A 17,090-nucleotide genomic window follows, 5' to 3' on the forward strand; every position below is an offset into this window, starting at 1 on the left:
CGACATTTTTATGAACAAGGAATATAATATTGCTGTTCTTATTCCTTGTTATAATGAAGCCTTGACCATTGCCAAGGTCATCACTGACTTCCGCCGGGCACTGCCATCGGCTGCCATTTATGTTTACGATAATAACTCTGTTGATGCTACGGCTAAATTGGCCCAAGAGGCAGGAGCGATAGTTCGTAAGGAGAGCCGCCAGGGAAAAGGTAATGTTATCCGTAGCATGTTTAGGGATATTAGGGCAGACTGCTATCTTTTAGTGGATGGGGATGATACTTATCCGGTGGAGAGTGCCGCTGAGCTCTGTCGTTTAGTTCTGATGGAGGGCGCAGATATGGCAGTTGGAGACAGACTGTCAACTACTTATTTTCATGAAAACAAGCGCCTTTTTCATGGTTTCGGTAACAGGCTGGTAAGGAAAATCATCGATCAGTTATGGGGAGATGCTACCTTTCGCATACTGGATGTAATGACGGGATATAGAGCACTCAGCCCCTTGTTTGTTAAGTCGTTTCCTATCCTCTCACAAGGCTTTGAGATAGAGACGGAAATGACAATTCATGCTCTGAACCATAATCTCCGAATCATGAGCACCCCTGTATCGTATCGGGACAGACCTTCTGGCAGCCACAGCAAGCTGTCCACTTTTTCTGATGGTGCAAGGGTTCTTCTTACCATTGCAGGACTTTACCGTGCGTTTCGTCCCTTGCGCCTCTTCGGTGGTGTGGCCCTAGCGATGGCATTATCTTCGTTGGGATTGTTTTTGCCGATTTTTGATACTTATTTGGCCACGGGGTTGGTGCCCAGAATTCCTACACTGCTTGTTTCTTCCTGTCTAATGCTGGGGGCGATGCTGTCATTGGCGGTGGGAATGGTACTTGATGCTGGAGTTATAGAAAGCCGGCGTCAGTACGAAATGCACTTGCAAACGGTGGCCATGCTGCTAGACAAAAATACCAATAAAGACATCCATGTTTGAGATGTTTTGCCTCGGCTGTGCAGCCGGGGTTTTTTGCTTGCTGCATATTGCTTGTCACAAGTTTTATATTATTTTCATGGGAATTTCAGTTTCCTCCTTTTCACCCTATATAAATTGTAGTATACTCATGGAGTTACATATCCGCTATGGACAGGCACGCTGGCAAGTTTAGGCATGTCTGTTTTTAATTTTTAGGTATTATTTTAGGGGGTAGGCATGGAACTTATCTTTATTGCCCTGGGGCTGTATGCCTTGGGGACTTGCTCTTTCCTGTGGCCTGAAAGATGGGAGCGGGGAGCCCATATGGTGGGAACCCTGCTCTCGGCCGGGGCAAGTTTTCTGGTGTTTCTTTCTGCCGCAGATTATATGCTGGGCTGGGGAGTATTTTCCCTGCCGGGAGGCTGGCTCCTGCCGGTGGCTGCCTGGGGGCAGTTCAGTCTGGCGGCTGACCTTTGGAGCGGGTTCTTCCTGGCGCTGACGGGGCTTTCCGGCACGGCGGTGAGCATTTACGCTCTGGGTTATGCGGCCCATTATCAGGGCCACCGCTTGCGGCTTTTGACCGGGCTTTGGAACCTCTTTATCCTCTCCATGGTGCTGGTGCTCATTGCCGGGGACGGCTTCACCTTTTTGGTGGCCTGGGAAGTGATGGCTCTGGCCTCCTTCCTGCTGGTTTACCATGAGAATGAGAAGAAAGCCACGGTGCAGGCGGCTTACCAGTACATGGTCATGACCCATCTGGGCACGGCGGCCATCATGGCTTCCTTCTATCTCCTGGGCAGCGCCTCTGAAAGCCTGTCCTTCATGGATCTCTCCAAGAATGGCCTGACTGAGAATCTGCGCCATGTGGCCTTTGCTTTGGCCTTTATTGGTTTTGCCCTGAAATCAGGCCTGATGCCTCTCCATGTGTGGCTGCCCAATGCCCATCCGGCGGCTCCCAGCCATGTGTCCGCCCTTATGAGCGGCGTCATGCTGAAGGTGGCTGTCTACGGCTTTGGCCGCTTTGTCTTCCAGTTCCTGGGGGCGGAGGTCTTTGCCTACGGCCTGGTGGTCATGCTGGTGGGACTCATTTCTGCTTTCCTGGGGGTGCTTTATGCCACCATGGAAAAGGACATCAAGCGGATTCTGGCTTATTCCTCTGTGGAGAACATGGGCATCATCTTCACTGCCTTTGGGGCGGGCATGCTGCTCTTCTCCCTTGGCCAGGCCGGGCTGGCTGTGGTGGCTTTTGGAGCGGTGCTGGTGCATTCCTTCAGCCACAGCATCATGAAAAGCCTGATGTTCATGAGCGCCGGTGCGGTGATGCATGCTACGGGGACGAAGAATATCGAGCAGCTGGGGGCGCTGCTGAAGAAGATGCCCTGGACTGGCGTTTTCACTTTGGTGGGTTGCATGGCCCTTTCCTCCCTGCCCTTTACCAGCGGCATTTTGGGAGAATGGCTGACCCTGCAGTCCCTCATGTCCCTGGCTGACAGCGCCGGGACCCAGGGCCTTCGCCTGCTGGTGATTGTGGCCTTTATCCTGATGGGGCTGACTGGCGCCCTGGCTTTGGGCTGCTTTGTGCGCTATTTTGGCGTGGCCTTCCTGGGCCGCCGCCGGAGCGGAGCAGTGCTGAATGCCCATGAGGCCAGCCTGTCCATGCGCATTGGCATGGGCATGGAGGCGGCTTTCGTCATCTTCCTGGGCTTCTTCCCCAGCGAGCTGCTGGGGGCTGCTACCCGGGCTCTGGGGGCAGGTTTTGGCAGCCTGAACGGGAGCATCTGGGGCATTGCCTGGCTGAGAAGCGCGCGGGATCTGGCGGTTTACAGTCCTGTGCTGATATTTGTTCTGGCGCTCTTGTTGCTGGTGGTGCTGGTCCTGCCCCTTATGGGTTCCAAGGTCTTTGCCAAAAGGGAAATCACCTGGAACTGTGGCACCTTGCCCACCCGTCGTCAGCAGTACACGGCTACGGGCCTGTCCAAGCCCCTGCGCCGGGCCTTCACTTCCATTCTGAGGCCCCGCAGGGAGCGGATTTTCCTCACCAGGGAACACGAATATTTCGGCAGGAGGCTGGAGTACCGCCTGAGCCTGCCGGAGCATTTCGAGCGCCTGCTTTACCATCCTGCGGAGCACCTGCTGGTGCGTCTGGCGGAAGTGCTGCGGGGGGTACAGCAGGGCAGTGTGCGTCTTTATATCGGTTATACTATGCTGGCCATGGTGCTGGTGCTTGTCTGGGGGTGGGCTAAATGATAAGTGAGATCGGATTCCTGCTGGGAGCATACCTTTTGCAGGCTTTGGCCCTGCTTCTCCTGGCGCCGCTGGTGGCCGGCCTTATCAACAAGGTCAAGGCCTTCCTGCAGAAGCGCCAGGGGGCCAGCATTTTCCAGGAGTATTTTGACCTCTGGAAATGGTGGCGGCGTGAGACCATCCTCACTCCCTATACCAGCTATATCTTTATCCTGGCTCCCGTGATATATCTCCTGACCAGCCTGATGGGAGCCGCCATGGTGGGCTGCCTGGAAGGCGGCTTTGATATGGGGGATGCCTTCATCTTTGTCTGCATCCTGGCTCTGGGCCGCTTCTTCATGACTCTGGGCTCCATGGATTCTGCCACCGCCTTTGGCGGCATGGGCAGCTCCCGTGAGATTTACATTTCCGTGCTGGTGGAGCCTGCAGTGATGCTGGCGGTGCTGCTGAATGCTTCCCGCTACGGTTCTACCACCCTTTCCCGCATGGCTATCGACTACGGCAGCCTTTACTTCACCCTGCCCACGGTGCTGGCCTGCGTGGCCTTCTTCCTGATCATGCTGGCGGAGAACTGCCGCCTGCCGGTGGATAACCCGGACACTCATCTGGAGCTGACCATGATCCATGAGTGTATGACTCTGGAGTATTCTGGGCGTCTCCTGAGCTATATCCACCTGGGCAGCATGGTGCGTCTGATGGTTTTCCTGGTGCTCTGGGGCAATCTTTACCTGCCGCTGGCTATACCTTTGGCGGTGAAGGTGCTGCTGGGGGCTTTGCTCATCGGCCTCATTGAAATCCTGGTGAACAAGATGCGCCTCTTCAAGGTGCGGATTTACCTGTCTGCTGCTGTGGTGCTGTTGATGGTGGCCTTTATGGCTGAAGCCTGGTAAGGAGGAAGGAGAAATATGAACGAACTGGTTATTTTCCTGATCCTTGCTGTGCTGCTGCAGACAAGGGTCATGGATTTGCGGCGCTCCGTGTACTGCCTGGCTTTTCAGTCCTGCCTGCTGGCCTGCGCCTGCCTGATTGTGGGGCTGGTCCACGGGGGCGTGCATCTGGTGCCTGCCCTGCTGACCCTTCTGATCAAGGTGATTTTCATTCCCGGCGCCATCCTGCGGCTCATTGGCAAGCTGACGGATGAAAGGGAGATTGTCTCTGATATCGATGTGAACTATTCCACTCTGGCCGGGGCCCTGTTTTTGGTGCTGGGCTACGTGCTGGTGGACAATCTGGGAGCCTCGGCTTTTGGCCGTGACGTCATTGCAGCTTCCATCTTCATGATCCTGACGGGGCTTTCCCTGATGGTCATGAGGAAGAGGGCTATCATGCAGATCTGCGGTCTCATTACCATGGAGAACGGCATTTACCTTTTGGGACTTTTTGTTACCGAGGGGCTGCCCCTTATTGTGGAGCTGGGCGTGTTCCTGGATGTGCTCATTGCCGTGGTGGTGCTGGTGATTCTCACCAACCGCATGAGCCTGTCTTTTATGACTACCGATACTACTGTGATGAAGAAACTGAAGGGGTAAGGGGGTTATGATGGAATCTATGTTTACAATACAGGAGCTCCTGGATTTTGTGCTCCTTCTGCCCCTGGCTTTCAGCCTGCTGGCAGCCTCCGGCTTCTTCAAGGGCGGGGTGCTGCATTGGGCTGACCGCCTGGTGGCAACTTTGGTGGCTGTGGCTGTCTGGCAGATTGTCCTGCTGTTCCCGGTAGATAGCAGCCTCCATGAGGGCTTTATCTATCTGGATGCCCTGAGCCTTTGGATGCTCTTGATACTTTCCCTCTTGTATGTGGGCTTTTCCTGGACTAGCAAGGCCTATCTTGACAGGGATACCAATATACGTTACGGCTACCTGCGCCGTTTCACCCATCTGGAGGGCCGTTTCTATGCCCTGTCCCACCTCTTTGTGTGGACCATGATGCTGGTGGTGCTGGTGGACAACATGGGGCTCATGTGGGTGGCTATCGAGGCTACCACCCTGATTTCCGCCCTGCTGGTGGCCTTCAAATTTACCCGCACCTCTTTGGAAGCGGCCTGGAAATATGTCATGGTCTGCACCGTGGGCATCTGCCTGGCGCTCCTGGGCACTATCCTGCTCTACGATGCGCAGCTGCAGGCTTTGGGTTCCGAGCTGGCCCTGGACTTTGCTCATCTGGCGGAGCATGGCAAAGAATTGCCTGAGGGCCTGGCCAAGGTGGCCTTTGCCTTCCTTTTCGTAGGCTATGGCACGAAAATCGGCCTGGCTCCCATGCATGCCTGGCTGCCGGATGCCCATTCTGAGGCTCCGGCCCTCACCAGCGGCCTCTTGTCCGGCGCGCTTTGCATCTGCGCCCTCTATGTGCTGCTGCGGGCGGTGATCATCCTCCTGCCGGCGGTAGGTGTGGACTTCGTGCAGAGCCTGTTCCTGTTCTTCGGTCTCTTCACCATCGCCCTGGCCGTGCCCTTTGTGGTGGTGCAGCGTGATATCAAGAGAATGCTGGCCTATTCCTCCATGGAGAACTTCGGCCTCATGGCGGCGGGGGTTGGCCTGTTTCTGCCACTGGCAGCCAAGGCAGCACTGCTGCACATGATGAACCATGCGCTCATCAAGTACGCTCTGTTCTACCTGGCGGGCACCATTATGGAGACTTATGCCACCAAGAACATGATGCGCATTCACGGCATGATTGCTCAGTGCCCCAGGACGGCCTTTTTCTTCCTGCTGGCCATTGTGGGTATTTTGGGCATGCCGCCCATGGGCATTTTCTTCAGCAAGTTTTACCTGCTGCAGGGCTTCTTTATGGGTGGCACTCCCTGGCTGGGCGTGCTGGCCTTAGCGCTCTTGGCTGGCATGCTGATCGGTATCCTTTACCATGCCCTGCGCATGGTGGGGGGCAAGCCCCACCGCAAGGCTGCCGGCGAGCTGCTGGGCCGTCTTGATACGGCAGTGGTGGCAGCCCTGTTGATAGTAAGCGGCGTATTCGGCGCCCTGCTGCCGGAGCTGGGGAAATTTGACCAGCTTCTGAGCGAGGCCGCTAAGATTGTCATGAAAGGAGTGGCATAATGAAGCTTGAAATCAAAGAAATAACGGCTGAAGCCCTCCTTTCTGAGGCAAAGGCTTATAATGAGAGCGGAAAGCATCCCCTTACGGCCATGTTCGGCAGGGATGAAACCAACGTCGGGGGCGGCTTTGCCGTCTATGCGGTGTTCGAGTTCCCCGAGGAGAAGGCGCATCGTGCCCTGAAGGCAAAGGTGGGGGAGAGCATGAGCTTCCCCAGCCTCAGCCATCTCATTCCCGCCGCTTCCTGGTTCGAGCGTGAGATACAGGATATGTTTGGCCTGAAGGCTGAAAATCATCCTGATCCGCGCCCCCTGGTGCTCCATGAGAATTTCCCCAAAGGAATCCATCCCCTGCGGAAGGATGCGCCTAAGGAAGTGGAGTTTATTGAGGGCAAGCATACCCACATGCACACGGTGAGCGGCGAGGGCACCTTCCAGGTGCCTGTGGGGCCCATCCATGCGGGCATCATCGAGCCGGGGCATTTCCGCTTCAGCCAGGCTGGCGAGAGCATGCTGCAGCTTGATGCCAAGCTGTTCTATACCCATCGGGGTCTGGAAAAGATGATGGAGGGCAAGACGGCGCTGGAGGCTCATCCCATTGCCGAGCGCATCTGCGGCGCCTGCACAGCGGCCAATACCTGGAGTTACTGCCAGGCGGTGGAGACGGCTGCAGGGACGACTGTGCCCCGCAGGGCAGAAATCCTCCGCACCTTCATTTTGGAAATCGAGCGCATCACCAATCATGTAGGTGACTTGGGCAATATCCCTGCCGGCGTGGGCTTCTCCTTTGCGGTGAGCATCGGCACCCGGGCCAAGGAAGCCATGATGCGCCTGCAGGACGAGCTCACGGGGAACCGCTTCCTCAGGGGCTTTATCGTGCCCGGCGGCACGGCAAAGGATTTGTCTGGCAGTGAACTTGACCGGGCAGCAGAAGTCCTCAGCGAAGTGGAGAAGAATGTTCTTGATCTGGAGAGGATTTTTGCGGAGCAGGACAGCTTCCAGGAGCGCGTGCGCACCACGGGCATTGTGCGGAACAAGACCGCCCGGGACCTTGCCTTGGTAGGCGTAGGGGCCAGGGCCAGCGGCTATGCCCACGACAGCCGGGCAGACTTTGGCTATGGCGTTTATCCCGAGCTTTCATTGAACGTTGTCACCGAGACCAGTGGCGATGTGGCGGCCAGGATCCTGGTGCGCATTGGGGAGCTGAAGGAATCCTTCCGTCTGGCAGGAAAGCTGCTGGAAATGCTGAAAAAAGAGCAGGGAGCACATTGCACCGAGCTGGGCAAGCCTCAGGGCGAGGCCGTGGGGGTGGCAGAATCCGCCCGCGGCAGCAGCTTCTGCTATGTGGCCTTTGACAAAGAGGGGCTGCTTGACCGCATTTTCGTGCGCAGCGCCTCCTATGCCAACTGGCCGGCCCTGCCCATTGCCGTGCAGGGGGATATCATCCCTGATTTTCCCCTGATCAACAAGAGCTTCGAGCTCTGCTACGCTTGTCTGGACAGGTAGGAGGAAAGATATGCTGAAGTTACTTGAACGCCTGCTGAAGGACAAGGTGGCAACGGAGGCCATCACCTTCAAGGAAGGGGAGGCCATGCCCTATCTGCCTGACGGCACGAAGGTTACGGCGGATATCATCAAGAGCCGCCTGGGTCGCTCCCTGCATGTGCGCCATCTGGATGCAGGCTCCTGCAATGCCTGCGATTTCGAGATGGGGGCTCTGTCTAATCCCCTCTACGACCTGCACCGCTACGGCATCCACTTCGATGCCAGCCCCCGCCATGCAGACCTGCTGATGGTGACGGGAGTGGTTACCAGGAATCTGGCGGAGGCCCTGAAGCGCTCATACGAAGCCATGCCCGAGCCCAGATTGGTCATGGCCTGCGGCGACTGCGCCATAGACGGCGGCGCTTACGGCGAAAGCTACGCCATCGTAGGACCTGCGGAGAAGGTAGTCCCTGTGGACATCTATGTCCCCGGCTGCCCCCCGCGTCCCAATGTGATGATTGCAGGACTGATCGCCGCAGCGGATATGCTGGCGGAGAGGCTGTAAATATAAACAAGAATATATGAAAAGCGGCCAGGCACCGTGAACCATGGAGATTCACGGATGCTTGGCCGCTTTTTTCGATGCTCAGGGCTTGGCCTTGGTGGCTCCCTCGTTAGTTTTCTCTTCCGGCATCTGCCCCAGGGCGTATTCGCAGCACTGAGAGACCAGGTTGTTCATGGAAACGCCCTGCTCCTGGGCCACGGCACTGAGCCGTTCCACCAGATCTGACGGCAGACGGAAGGTTTTATTGATCATTTCAATCTTCTTGACGGTGAACATGGAACCACTCCCTTTTTGTCTATATTTTAGGTTGTGATTCAGGGCTTAAGATATACGCTGAAAATTACGATATAATATATGCGATAATATGAGTGCAAAATACACTATATATTATAGTGCGATATACAGAGGGGGAGTCATCATGGCTATGCTGGTGGCGCATAACAGTTCCTCGGCGTTGGCTCTGGGGGAGCTGAACAAGAATAACAGCCGCCTGTCGAAGGACTTGCAGAAGGTTTCCTCCGGTATGAAGATCAACAGTGCCGGGGATGGGGCGGCAGAGTATGCTATTTCTGAAAAAATGAGAGTGATGGTACGTTCACTGGGGCAGGACATCGAGAACTCCCAAAAGGGCATAGATATAGTCAAGGTAGCAGAGGGCGGGATACAAAATATCATAGAAGAATTGCGAACTATGAAGGAGATGGCAATAAACTCTGCCAATGACCATAACAGTGAAGTGGATAGAAAGACACTGCAGAAGGAATTTGCCAGTCGTATGGAGGGGATAAATGATATAGCCAGCACTACAAATTACAACGGAAAGGTATTGCTGGATGGGACTTACTGGTATAAGGAGTATGAGGAAGTAATACAGATAGGGGACAGCGGTTCTGTTCGGGGCAATGTGAATGGAAGTTCTAATGGCATGAGATTGGCAGGAGGTTTTTTCAGCGGCAGGTCAGCGGCCTATCCTGCATCAAGAGCATTTGCGGGTTCTATGGTTAGGACAAGTGCTGATTTGCTAGGGATGTCAGATGATAGCAATCAAATCAGTATACAATCTTCTTTGTTGCAATCAAATAATTCCAATGCAACAGAAAGTATTACTTTTGATCCATTGACTGGATTGGTGCCTAATAGCACAGCTGTAGGACTTTTCCCTAGTCGTCCGAACTGGTATTATCCTTATGATATGCATGCTTGTCCTAGAGTTGAACGCGGTTATGAGAATTATCTTGACAGTAGTGAGGGTTATGCGCCTATTCCATATACAAAATTTAATGATGTGCCTGGTTACCAAGATTTTGGGATTCCATGTATAGTTAGGCCGATAGCTTTAGGCGGCGAAGGAGGAGGGATGACTGGTCAATTTTACAAGTACTATATGTTTGCTGAACAGCCAGTTCCTCCAGATATATTTAGGGAGCGTGAAGTATTGAGAAGTATACCTGAAGTTGGAACAGAGGTATGGTTGCAAGGTGGATTTTGCGATGATATTAGAAGTGGTCCATCTAGTAGTGATATACGCGTGTTAGGAAAATTTAAAATTGCAGAAGAGCCAGGGACGGGAATAAAGGTCATTTATGATGAATCTACAAATCATCACGGCGATTTAACAAGTTATATATGTGAGAAAATTGATTTTTCTAATGTCCAAGGGAATATTCCAGATGATCTGAACAATCAAGGTTTTACAATTCAATGTGAAGCTTGCATGGAATATATAACTATTAGATTTGATAGTGAACGAAGTGTTGGAGAAGGGATAGTAAGCATATCTAGTTTACCAAGAACTAATATTGAATATCAGCCAGTGGAACAATATACAGTTTATTCGTATGTTGTTGGAATAAAGGATGTAACAAGTACGGCTGAATTGGAAACAGCGCTTTTTCAAGGTCTTGCAGATGCTAAAGGTTATGCTGTTGGAGGCGGGGTACAACTTAATCCTCAGCATGATGTGAGGATTAGATATATTGACGGAAATTTATATCTTACCAAGGAATATGGCGGGACAAAATATGCACCACGGATGATTATAAAGGAAGGCGTTATGGGAACTCTTTCAGGAGGAAATACTACTGCTACAGGAGGAACAACAAGCGGTGCTGATACTCAGCCTGGAGGAGATGACACCCTGCCCGGAGGAGATGACACCACGCCTGGAGGAGATGACACCATGCCTGGAGGAGATGACACCATGCCCGGAGGAGATGACACCCTGCCCGGAGGAGATGACACCCTGCCCGGAGGAGATGACACCACGCCTGGAGGAGATGACACCTTGCCCGGAGGCGGTGACACCGTACCAGGAGTTGGAGATACTATTGGCGGAAGTGGTGGTTATTACGGCAGGAGAGTATGGGCTGAGGGCAATCCACTGATTATTCATACTGGACCGAAAGCCAATCAGCACTTGCGAGTATACATCAATGATATGCACATTGAGGCTTTGGGACTGAAAGATGTGGCGGTTGACCCAATTGAAAAGGCGTTGGAGGCTTTGGGCAAATTGGATGAAGCTCTGGAGTATGCCTTGAATGAAAATGTCCGCATGGGTTCCTATCAAGTGCGCTTGCAGGAAACGGTTGACAATCTTACCATTCAGCATGAAAATGCAACTGCTTCTGACAGTACAATTCGTGATGCAGATATGGCCAAGGAAATGGCGGCTTTTGTGAGGGACAATATCCTCACTCAGGCGGCACAGTCCATGCTGGCGCAGGCCAACCAAAGCAGCAACTCTGTTTTGCAATTGTTGCAGTGATATGGAAGGGAGGCAGGACTTATGGCTTTGACCGTGGCAAATAATACTTCTGCCGCCATGGCGTTGGGAGAATTGAACAAGAACAGCAACCGCTTGTCCAAAGATCTCAAGAAAATTTCCTCTGGAACAAAGATAACAGGGGCAGGGGATGGTGCTTCTGAATATGCTATTTCCGAGGGCATGAGAAGCATGATTCGTGCTTTGGAACAGGACATTCAAAACAGCAAAACGGGTAGAGATTTAATAAAGGTAGCAGAGGGAGGAATTCAATGTATTATTGAGGAATTGCGTACGCTCAAGGAACTGGCAATTAACTCTGCCAATGATCACAATAGTGCAGTTGACCGCGCCACATTGCAAAAAGAATTTGACCAGCGCATGGCAAATATCGACGACATTGCTGAGGAGACTAACTACAATGGTAAGTTGCTGCTGAACGGCACTTATCAATACATGCTGGAAGGGAGCAAGGAAATGGGACTGGGCACTGCCCTTAGTTCCGATACGGTGACAACGGTAAATACTACGCCACCTGTTGTCACCACCACTACATCTACATCCGTGCGCACTAGCAGTCCTGTAAGCAATACAACTCGTAACACATCTGTAACTACCAGTGCAACTATGCCAACTACAGGGACAACAGAGGGGATGCCTGTCACCACTACCAACACTGTTAGAACTACTTCCACCACTGGACCTATTGCTAGCAGCAATTCCAATGCGGTCACCAGCAGGAATATTGAGGAAGATGAAAATACCGTTACCGAAGTGCGTAGGGATTTGACTACCACTAATACTACCAATACTACGGTGGAAACTGTGACGGATACGACAACCGTTACGACTACCAAAGTTTCGACAATTGTCAGCGCTGAGGCGGTGACAGGGACAAGTTCTGCCAGCTATAGGATGATTACCAATGGGATGAATTCACTAACGGAGGGTGGCGTGTGGAAGTTTGCTGATGACTATACTGGGACTTTGAATATTTCAGTAGATAACGTAACAATTTTGGGCGCTGATACCACACTTTCTGATGTTTATATCAAGGATAGTTCGAGTAATTTGTATTTGAAAAATGTCAGTATAAGCAATACACAGGATAAATCTGCTGTAGCATTTACGGGAACTGAGGGAATATTGCATATCATTGGAGATAATTCGATTACCTCTATGTGTACCCCCATACTTAATCCGCGTAATTTGGAAAAGGCTATAATAAATTCAACTGGTAATCTTTCTATATTGGGAAATGGCAGTTTGGATATTTTAAGAACAAATACGCAAAGCAACGTGGAGGGGGGATTGAATGCTTTACATTATGGGGCAGTAATTGGTGGAAATTATGCAGAAACTTGTGGAGATATATCCATAGGTGATGGAGTATCATTAAATATTTCAGTTGTTTACAAATATCTAGGCGGCTTCGGATTTGGTGCTGCCATAGGCAGTGGCTCAGATGGACAATGTGGTAATATATCTATAGGTTCAAATACTAACATTAATATAACAAGACCCTTTGAGACTGGTGATCGACCAGATTTAGCAATCAGTCATCAAGGTGCAGGGATTGGTGCTGGGATATATGGAAGTTGCGGAAATATTTATGTTTATTCCGATGCCAATCTTTATATACATACGTCTTCAAATTTGTCTCCAGCACCTGGTATTGGAACAGGTGGAGCTGCTAGTTCTTGTGGAGATATAGAACTTTTTTCGGGAGTCACTTATGATATTCTTACAGAATGTCCTATTCTCGGAGTGGATAGTGTTTTTATTGGTGCAGGAAGGAATAATTGCACTTGTGGTAATATAGATATATGCAAAAATATAACGCAAATACCTTCGTACACAAATGACAGTGCTTCGACAGCAGGAATTGGAAAAAATACTGACACTTCTACCTGTGGCATGGTAAGATATAAAGAAATAGAAAGATATGAATACAGTAATGATGCAGATACAACAGATCCCTCGGTTTATGAGACGACTGTTTACAACGTTACCACCGAAACTATTACAACAACCACTGTGTCAACAACGGTTAATGAAACTAAAACGACCACATATGAGACTTATACGGAGATTAGAGAAGATATCACAACATCAGTATACGAAAAAAAAGAATTAGAGGTGACGAGAATTAATGTCCCCCTAATAATCCATACTGGTCCTAAGGCTAACGAAGAATTGCGTGTATATATCGAGGACATGGGTCCGGAGGCACTGGGAATACTGGATGTGAAGATTGACCCGAGAGAGGCAGCAATAAAGGCTTTGGGAAAGATAGATCATGCTATTGACTATGCACTTGACCAAGCAACCCAAATGGGAGCATATATCAGCAGGCTGGAGCAGACAGAAGAAAACCTTGTCATAGCCAGTGAGAATGCTCAGTCCAGCGAATCGACTATACGCGATGCCGACATGGCAAAGGAAATGATGGCCTACACTAAGGATAACATCCTCACTCAATCTGCCCAGGCCATGCTGGCACAGGCAAACCAAAGTGCAGGCGGGGTGTTGAGTTTGTTGCAATAGTGAAAAAGCAGATGCGTAGACCAGGCATGGCATAGTGGACAGATGACTTCGGTTACGGCATCTGGAGGCTGGCTCCTGCAACGTTTGCGCCATCGACGGCGGCGCCTACGGCGAAAGCTACGCCATCGTAGGGCCTGCGGAGAAGGTAGTCTCCGTGGACATCTATGTCCCCGGCTGCCCCCGCGTCCCAATGTGATGATTGCGGGACTGATTGCGGCAGCGGATATGCTGGCGGAGAGGCTATAAATTCAACAATGAAAAGAGTAACAGAGCCAGCGATTACAATGCGTCGCTGGCTCTGTTCATAATTCTCTGCAAGTGTTATAATGATGTAAACAGGAGGGTTTGGTATGCTTTTGCATCATGGCACGGATTTTCGCTCGGCACAGGATATCAGAAAATATGGGATAAATCTGTCGCAGGGAGAATGGACGGCTGATTTTGGGATGGGCTTCTACTTAGCAACCCAAAAGGGAGTAGCCAAGGGGCGTGCCAGTCAGGCTGGATTCAGAAAAAGACAGCGCGGTGCCATATTAACCTATGAACTGGAGTTGGAGGAGCTTACTATTCTGAAGCCTGGTTTGTCAGAGTGGGAAGATATAGTGTTGGGCTTTAGGCGTTGGGGACAGGCCTTTGCTGACAAGTTGCCAGAGCATGACTGCATAATGGGGCCCATTGCTGATGGCAAGATAGCAGTTATGATGGAAATGCTGGCTGCGAATTTGATAACAGAGGCAGATTTCCGTGCAGGTTTGAAGGCAAAGTTGCCGGGCTTGCAAATAGCAATAAAGACAAAAAGAGCAATAGAGGCACTTGTTTTTCGAGAGGAGTGTGTGCTATGAGGAGCAAGACCGCGAAATATATGCTTTCCTTGAATGATGTGACTTTTGCATATAGGGCTACCGTCATGGAACTGTGCAAGCGGGGCTATTCTTTCAACACAGCCAAGAAGATGGTCAAGACCAGCAATCTTCTTGAGGGAGTTAAGGCCGCTGAGGGAATGTGGTTCCATGATATGACCCAGAGGGACTGTGCGGATTATGTAGAACGATATCTGAACAGGCAGAAGCGTATAGCGGTGAATTTTTGATAGACGTTAGTTAGGGGGGAGCTTTTAGCGTGGCGTGAAGGTTCTGAAAGAATAATAAGGACATTAAAAAAGACAGGAAAACAAGCCATTTGTCATGGCAGGATTCCTGTCTTCTTATGTTTAGGGGATTTGTTTAGTCCTGAATAGCCGTTTCCAAAGCAATCTTCATCATATCGGTGAAGGTGGTCTGGCGCTCCTCGGCGGTGCAGGCTTCGCCCCGCAGGAGATGGTCGCTGACTGTGAAGATGGCCAGGGCCTGGACGTGGAACTGGGCGGCGATGGTGTAGAGGGCAGCAGATTCCATCTCTACGGCCAGGATGCCATAGCGGCGCAGGCGCTCGTTGTCCACATCCTCATCATAGAAGCGGTCGGCGGAGAAGATATTGCCTACCTTCACGGGCAGGTTCAGTTTCTCGGCACTCTCCACGGCCTTGCGCAGCAGGTCGAAGTCTGCAATGGGGGCGTAGTTGATGGCGGGACCGAAGATGCTCTTCATCATGCCGGAGTCAGTAGTGGCTGCCTGGGCGATGAGCACATCACGGAGTTTCACGTCTTCGTGCATGCCACCACAGGTTCCCACGCGGATGAGCTTCTTGCAGCCGTACTCATTGATGAGCTCATGGGTGTAGATGGAGATGGAAGGCATGCCCATGCCGGTGCCCTGCACGGAGACAGGCACGCCTTTATAGGTACCGGTGTAGCCCAGGATTCCTCTCACATGGGTGTATTCCTTGGCATCCTCAAGGAAATTCTCGGCAATGAATTTGGCCCGCAGGGGATCTCCTGGCAGGAGGATGCGCTCGGCTACCTGGCCCTTTTCAGCAGCAATATGTGGTGTACTCATGATGAAGCCTCACTTTCTGAATGTCTGCATTGTGAACTTAATGGACACCTGCGGTGTCCACACGCCCTTACACGAAATCTAAGTTCATCTGCGCCTCCCTAAAGGGACTAGCTCTGCTTTTGCAGAGCGTCGCTATGGGCTTGATTCACTAAGATTTCATAGTAAAAATTTTTATTCAAACTGACATTTATATTATAGGGAAAAAATGATAAAATAGAAAGGGCAAGTGTCCGATTTTTGAAGTATTAAACATGTAAATATATTTAGATAATTATCACGGGAAGGGACAAAGGGGATTAAGGCTATGGATATGAAGGAACAGACACGCAATTCGGTGTTGACGGCAATGGTCTGTATTGCCCTGTCCTCCGGTACAGCCTGGGCGGCAGTGCCGGACGAGCCGGTGCCGGCTGTGCAGCAAAGAGCCCTGACGGGGTCAGCTGCTGCACAGGCTGCCGAGCTTCGCAGCATGCCGCTCTACTGGTCTGCCTTGAAGCCAAAGGAGGAGCAGGTCAAGAAAGCCCAGCCTATCATCATCACGGCGGATGATATTGATGCCAAGCGCAAGGAGGAGAAGCGGGCGGCAGCAGCTCAGGCTGCCAAGGGGGCACAGAAAAAGCCTGCGGATGAAAGCAAGGTGCAGCCACAGGTAAATAAACCTGTGGCAACACCTAAGCCAGAAGCAGCTTCGCAGGCCAAGCCTGACAACAAAGGAGCGGTTTCCCAGCCTGTTCAGGCGCAAAAGCCTGTTGCCAGTGAGCCCCTGCCGGTGCAGCCAGCAAAGCCTGCAGGCAATGTGCCTGCTTCGGCTCAGTCTGCTCAGCCAGCTGGCAGCACTGTTTCCAAGTCTGCTCAGCCTGTCCGGCCCAAGGAGCAGCAGCCGACAGCGCCTCCTGTCCAAACGGCACCGCCAGTAGAGCGGACTCAGCCCGCAGCGCCGGCAGTGAAGACACAGCCTGCGACGCCTGCAGCAACGCCGCAGCCCCAGGTGCAGCCCGTATCGCAAAGCGAATACAGGCCCCAAACTGAGAAGGCGGCACCGCCTGTTCCTCCGCAGGAACCTGCTCCGCCCCCCCGCCAGATGGTGAAAATCCATCCGGAAGGGCTGTATGCCTCTCGCAGGCAGAAGCCTCTGGCAGAACCTGTTCCGCAGGGGCAGGAGCCTGCTTCCAGGGAAGAGCGCCAGGAGCGTGCCCAGGAGCAGTTCCCGCAGACTGAACGTGCTGCACAGCAGCCTTTGCCACAGCAGATCCAGGTGGAGCGGCCTCCTGAGTATGAGGGGATTTCCGATGAAGTAGTGCGCCATATCATGGCGGGTGAATACGCCATGCGCTATCAGCTTTCCCGTGATCCCTCTGAGCCGGGAGTTTATCATGTTGTCCAGATTCTCAACCAGAATACGGGGCTTTCCCACTTGCAGAAAATCGAGTACCTCATGGGCTTCGGCCGTGCCATCAATCGCAGCCATCTGTCAGAGTACCAGAAAAAAGCTTTGATAGATGCAGTGCTGCAGGCCTTTGGGGAGAAGTGAGTCTTGCAATCATAA

Annotated in this window: 15 protein-coding genes; 13 read left to right on the plus strand and 2 right to left on the minus strand. The window is 51.9% G+C overall.

Translation table 11 applies throughout. The features are described from left to right. The first annotated feature begins 10 nt into the window (after positions 1–10). From BLW59_RS01900 to BLW59_RS01930, 7 genes are all read left to right on the plus strand, one after another. Complete coding sequence (locus BLW59_RS01900) at positions 11–982, plus strand: glycosyltransferase family 2 protein (protein ID WP_074695700.1); 972 nt, start codon at positions 11–13, stop codon at positions 980–982. Positions 983–1,198: 216 nt separating this feature from the next. Continuing rightward, positions 1,199–3,208, plus strand: coding sequence for a proton-conducting transporter membrane subunit (locus BLW59_RS01905; protein WP_074695702.1), 2,010 nt, complete (start codon positions 1,199–1,201; stop codon positions 3,206–3,208). Further along, positions 3,205–4,095, plus strand: a complete 891-nt coding sequence (locus BLW59_RS01910) for a respiratory chain complex I subunit 1 family protein (RefSeq protein ID WP_074695704.1) — start codon at positions 3,205–3,207, stop codon at positions 4,093–4,095. Before BLW59_RS01905 ends, BLW59_RS01910 begins: the two co-directional genes overlap by 4 nt. 15 nt (positions 4,096–4,110) lie before the next feature. Beyond that, the gene (locus tag BLW59_RS01915; RefSeq protein WP_074695706.1) at positions 4,111–4,734 is read left to right on the plus strand and encodes a hydrogenase; all 624 of its coding nucleotides are present in this window, start codon (positions 4,111–4,113) and stop codon (positions 4,732–4,734) included. 19 nt (positions 4,735–4,753) lie between these two features. Then, positions 4,754–6,253: a proton-conducting transporter membrane subunit gene (locus BLW59_RS01920; RefSeq protein WP_074695919.1), complete on the plus strand. Its 1,500-nt coding sequence runs from the start codon at positions 4,754–4,756 to the stop codon at positions 6,251–6,253. Further along, complete coding sequence (locus BLW59_RS01925; RefSeq protein WP_074695708.1) at positions 6,253–7,755, plus strand: NADH-quinone oxidoreductase subunit C; 1,503 nt, start codon at positions 6,253–6,255, stop codon at positions 7,753–7,755. Before BLW59_RS01920 ends, BLW59_RS01925 begins: the two co-directional genes overlap by 1 nt. 10 nt (positions 7,756–7,765) lie before the next feature. Beyond that, positions 7,766–8,299, plus strand: a complete 534-nt coding sequence (locus BLW59_RS01930) for an NADH-quinone oxidoreductase subunit B family protein (protein ID WP_074695710.1) — start codon at positions 7,766–7,768, stop codon at positions 8,297–8,299. Positions 8,300–8,380: 81 nt separating this feature from the next. Here the strand turns inward: BLW59_RS01930 and BLW59_RS01935 are convergent, their stop codons facing one another. Continuing rightward, positions 8,381–8,575: a toxin-antitoxin system HicB family antitoxin gene (locus BLW59_RS01935; RefSeq protein ID WP_074695724.1), complete on the minus strand. Its 195-nt coding sequence runs from the start codon at positions 8,573–8,575 to the stop codon at positions 8,381–8,383. Positions 8,576–8,717: 142 nt separating this feature from the next. Here BLW59_RS01935 and BLW59_RS17045 point away from each other — a divergent pair, with 142 nt between their 5' ends. The 5 genes from BLW59_RS17045 (at position 8,718) to BLW59_RS01965 (ending at position 14,700) form a co-directional block, all read left to right on the plus strand. Continuing rightward, on the plus strand, positions 8,718–11,066 hold the full coding sequence (locus tag BLW59_RS17045) for a flagellin (RefSeq protein ID WP_175463336.1): 2,349 nt from the start codon (positions 8,718–8,720) through the stop codon (positions 11,064–11,066). A 21-nt stretch (positions 11,067–11,087) separates the two neighbouring features. Next, positions 11,088–13,610: a flagellin gene (locus BLW59_RS01955; RefSeq protein WP_074695725.1), complete on the plus strand. Its 2,523-nt coding sequence runs from the start codon at positions 11,088–11,090 to the stop codon at positions 13,608–13,610. A gap of 124 nt (positions 13,611–13,734) precedes the next feature. After that, on the plus strand, positions 13,735–13,806 hold the full coding sequence (locus BLW59_RS18295; RefSeq protein ID WP_413778174.1) for a hypothetical protein: 72 nt from the start codon (positions 13,735–13,737) through the stop codon (positions 13,804–13,806). Between the two features lie 154 nt (positions 13,807–13,960). After that, on the plus strand, positions 13,961–14,452 hold the full coding sequence (locus BLW59_RS01960; protein ID WP_074695727.1) for a DUF3990 domain-containing protein: 492 nt from the start codon (positions 13,961–13,963) through the stop codon (positions 14,450–14,452). After that, positions 14,449–14,700, plus strand: coding sequence for a hypothetical protein (locus BLW59_RS01965; RefSeq protein WP_074695729.1), 252 nt, complete (start codon positions 14,449–14,451; stop codon positions 14,698–14,700). The genes BLW59_RS01960 and BLW59_RS01965 overlap by 4 nt, the downstream gene beginning before the upstream one ends. A 133-nt stretch (positions 14,701–14,833) precedes the next feature. Here the strand turns inward: BLW59_RS01965 and deoD are convergent, their stop codons facing one another. After that, a complete protein-coding gene (gene deoD / locus BLW59_RS01970) occupies positions 14,834–15,544 on the minus strand; it encodes a purine-nucleoside phosphorylase (RefSeq protein WP_074695731.1) in 711 nt (236 codons plus the stop codon). 304 nt (positions 15,545–15,848) lie between these two features. Between deoD and BLW59_RS01975 the strand changes: the two genes are divergently transcribed. Next, positions 15,849–17,075, plus strand: coding sequence for a hypothetical protein (locus BLW59_RS01975; protein ID WP_074695734.1), 1,227 nt, complete (start codon positions 15,849–15,851; stop codon positions 17,073–17,075). The last annotated feature ends 15 nt before the right edge of the window (positions 17,076–17,090 follow it).

It is taken from the genome of Selenomonas sp. KH1T6 (assembly GCF_900108415.1).
Classification (GTDB): domain Bacteria; phylum Bacillota; class Negativicutes; order Selenomonadales; family Selenomonadaceae; genus Selenomonas_B; species Selenomonas_B ruminantium_A.

What these genes read in the sequence shown, in the direction of transcription:
- BLW59_RS01920 (WP_074695919.1), top strand. Translation starts at nt 4,754, where the DNA reads ATGTTTACAATACAGGAGCTCCTGGATTTTGTGCTCCTTCTGCCCCTG.
- BLW59_RS01915 (WP_074695706.1), top strand. Translation starts at nt 4,111, where the DNA reads ATGAACGAACTGGTTATTTTCCTGATCCTTGCTGTGCTGCTGCAGACA.
- BLW59_RS01925 (WP_074695708.1), top strand. Translation starts at nt 6,253, where the DNA reads ATGAAGCTTGAAATCAAAGAAATAACGGCTGAAGCCCTCCTTTCTGAG.
- BLW59_RS01960 (WP_074695727.1), top strand. Translation starts at nt 13,961, where the DNA reads ATGCTTTTGCATCATGGCACGGATTTTCGCTCGGCACAGGATATCAGA.
- BLW59_RS01955 (WP_074695725.1), top strand. Translation starts at nt 11,088, where the DNA reads ATGGCTTTGACCGTGGCAAATAATACTTCTGCCGCCATGGCGTTGGGA.
- BLW59_RS01965 (WP_074695729.1), top strand. Translation starts at nt 14,449, where the DNA reads ATGAGGAGCAAGACCGCGAAATATATGCTTTCCTTGAATGATGTGACT.
- BLW59_RS01975 (WP_074695734.1), top strand. Translation starts at nt 15,849, where the DNA reads ATGGATATGAAGGAACAGACACGCAATTCGGTGTTGACGGCAATGGTC.
- BLW59_RS01910 (WP_074695704.1), top strand. Translation starts at nt 3,205, where the DNA reads ATGATAAGTGAGATCGGATTCCTGCTGGGAGCATACCTTTTGCAGGCT.
- BLW59_RS17045 (WP_175463336.1), top strand. Translation starts at nt 8,718, where the DNA reads ATGGCTATGCTGGTGGCGCATAACAGTTCCTCGGCGTTGGCTCTGGGG.
- BLW59_RS01905 (WP_074695702.1), top strand. Translation starts at nt 1,199, where the DNA reads ATGGAACTTATCTTTATTGCCCTGGGGCTGTATGCCTTGGGGACTTGC.
- deoD (WP_074695731.1), bottom strand. Translation starts at nt 15,544, where the DNA reads ATGAGTACACCACATATTGCTGCTGAAAAGGGCCAGGTAGCCGAGCGC.
- BLW59_RS01900 (WP_074695700.1), top strand. Translation starts at nt 11, where the DNA reads ATGAACAAGGAATATAATATTGCTGTTCTTATTCCTTGTTATAATGAA.
- BLW59_RS01935 (WP_074695724.1), bottom strand. Translation starts at nt 8,575, where the DNA reads ATGTTCACCGTCAAGAAGATTGAAATGATCAATAAAACCTTCCGTCTG.
- BLW59_RS01930 (WP_074695710.1), top strand. Translation starts at nt 7,766, where the DNA reads ATGCTGAAGTTACTTGAACGCCTGCTGAAGGACAAGGTGGCAACGGAG.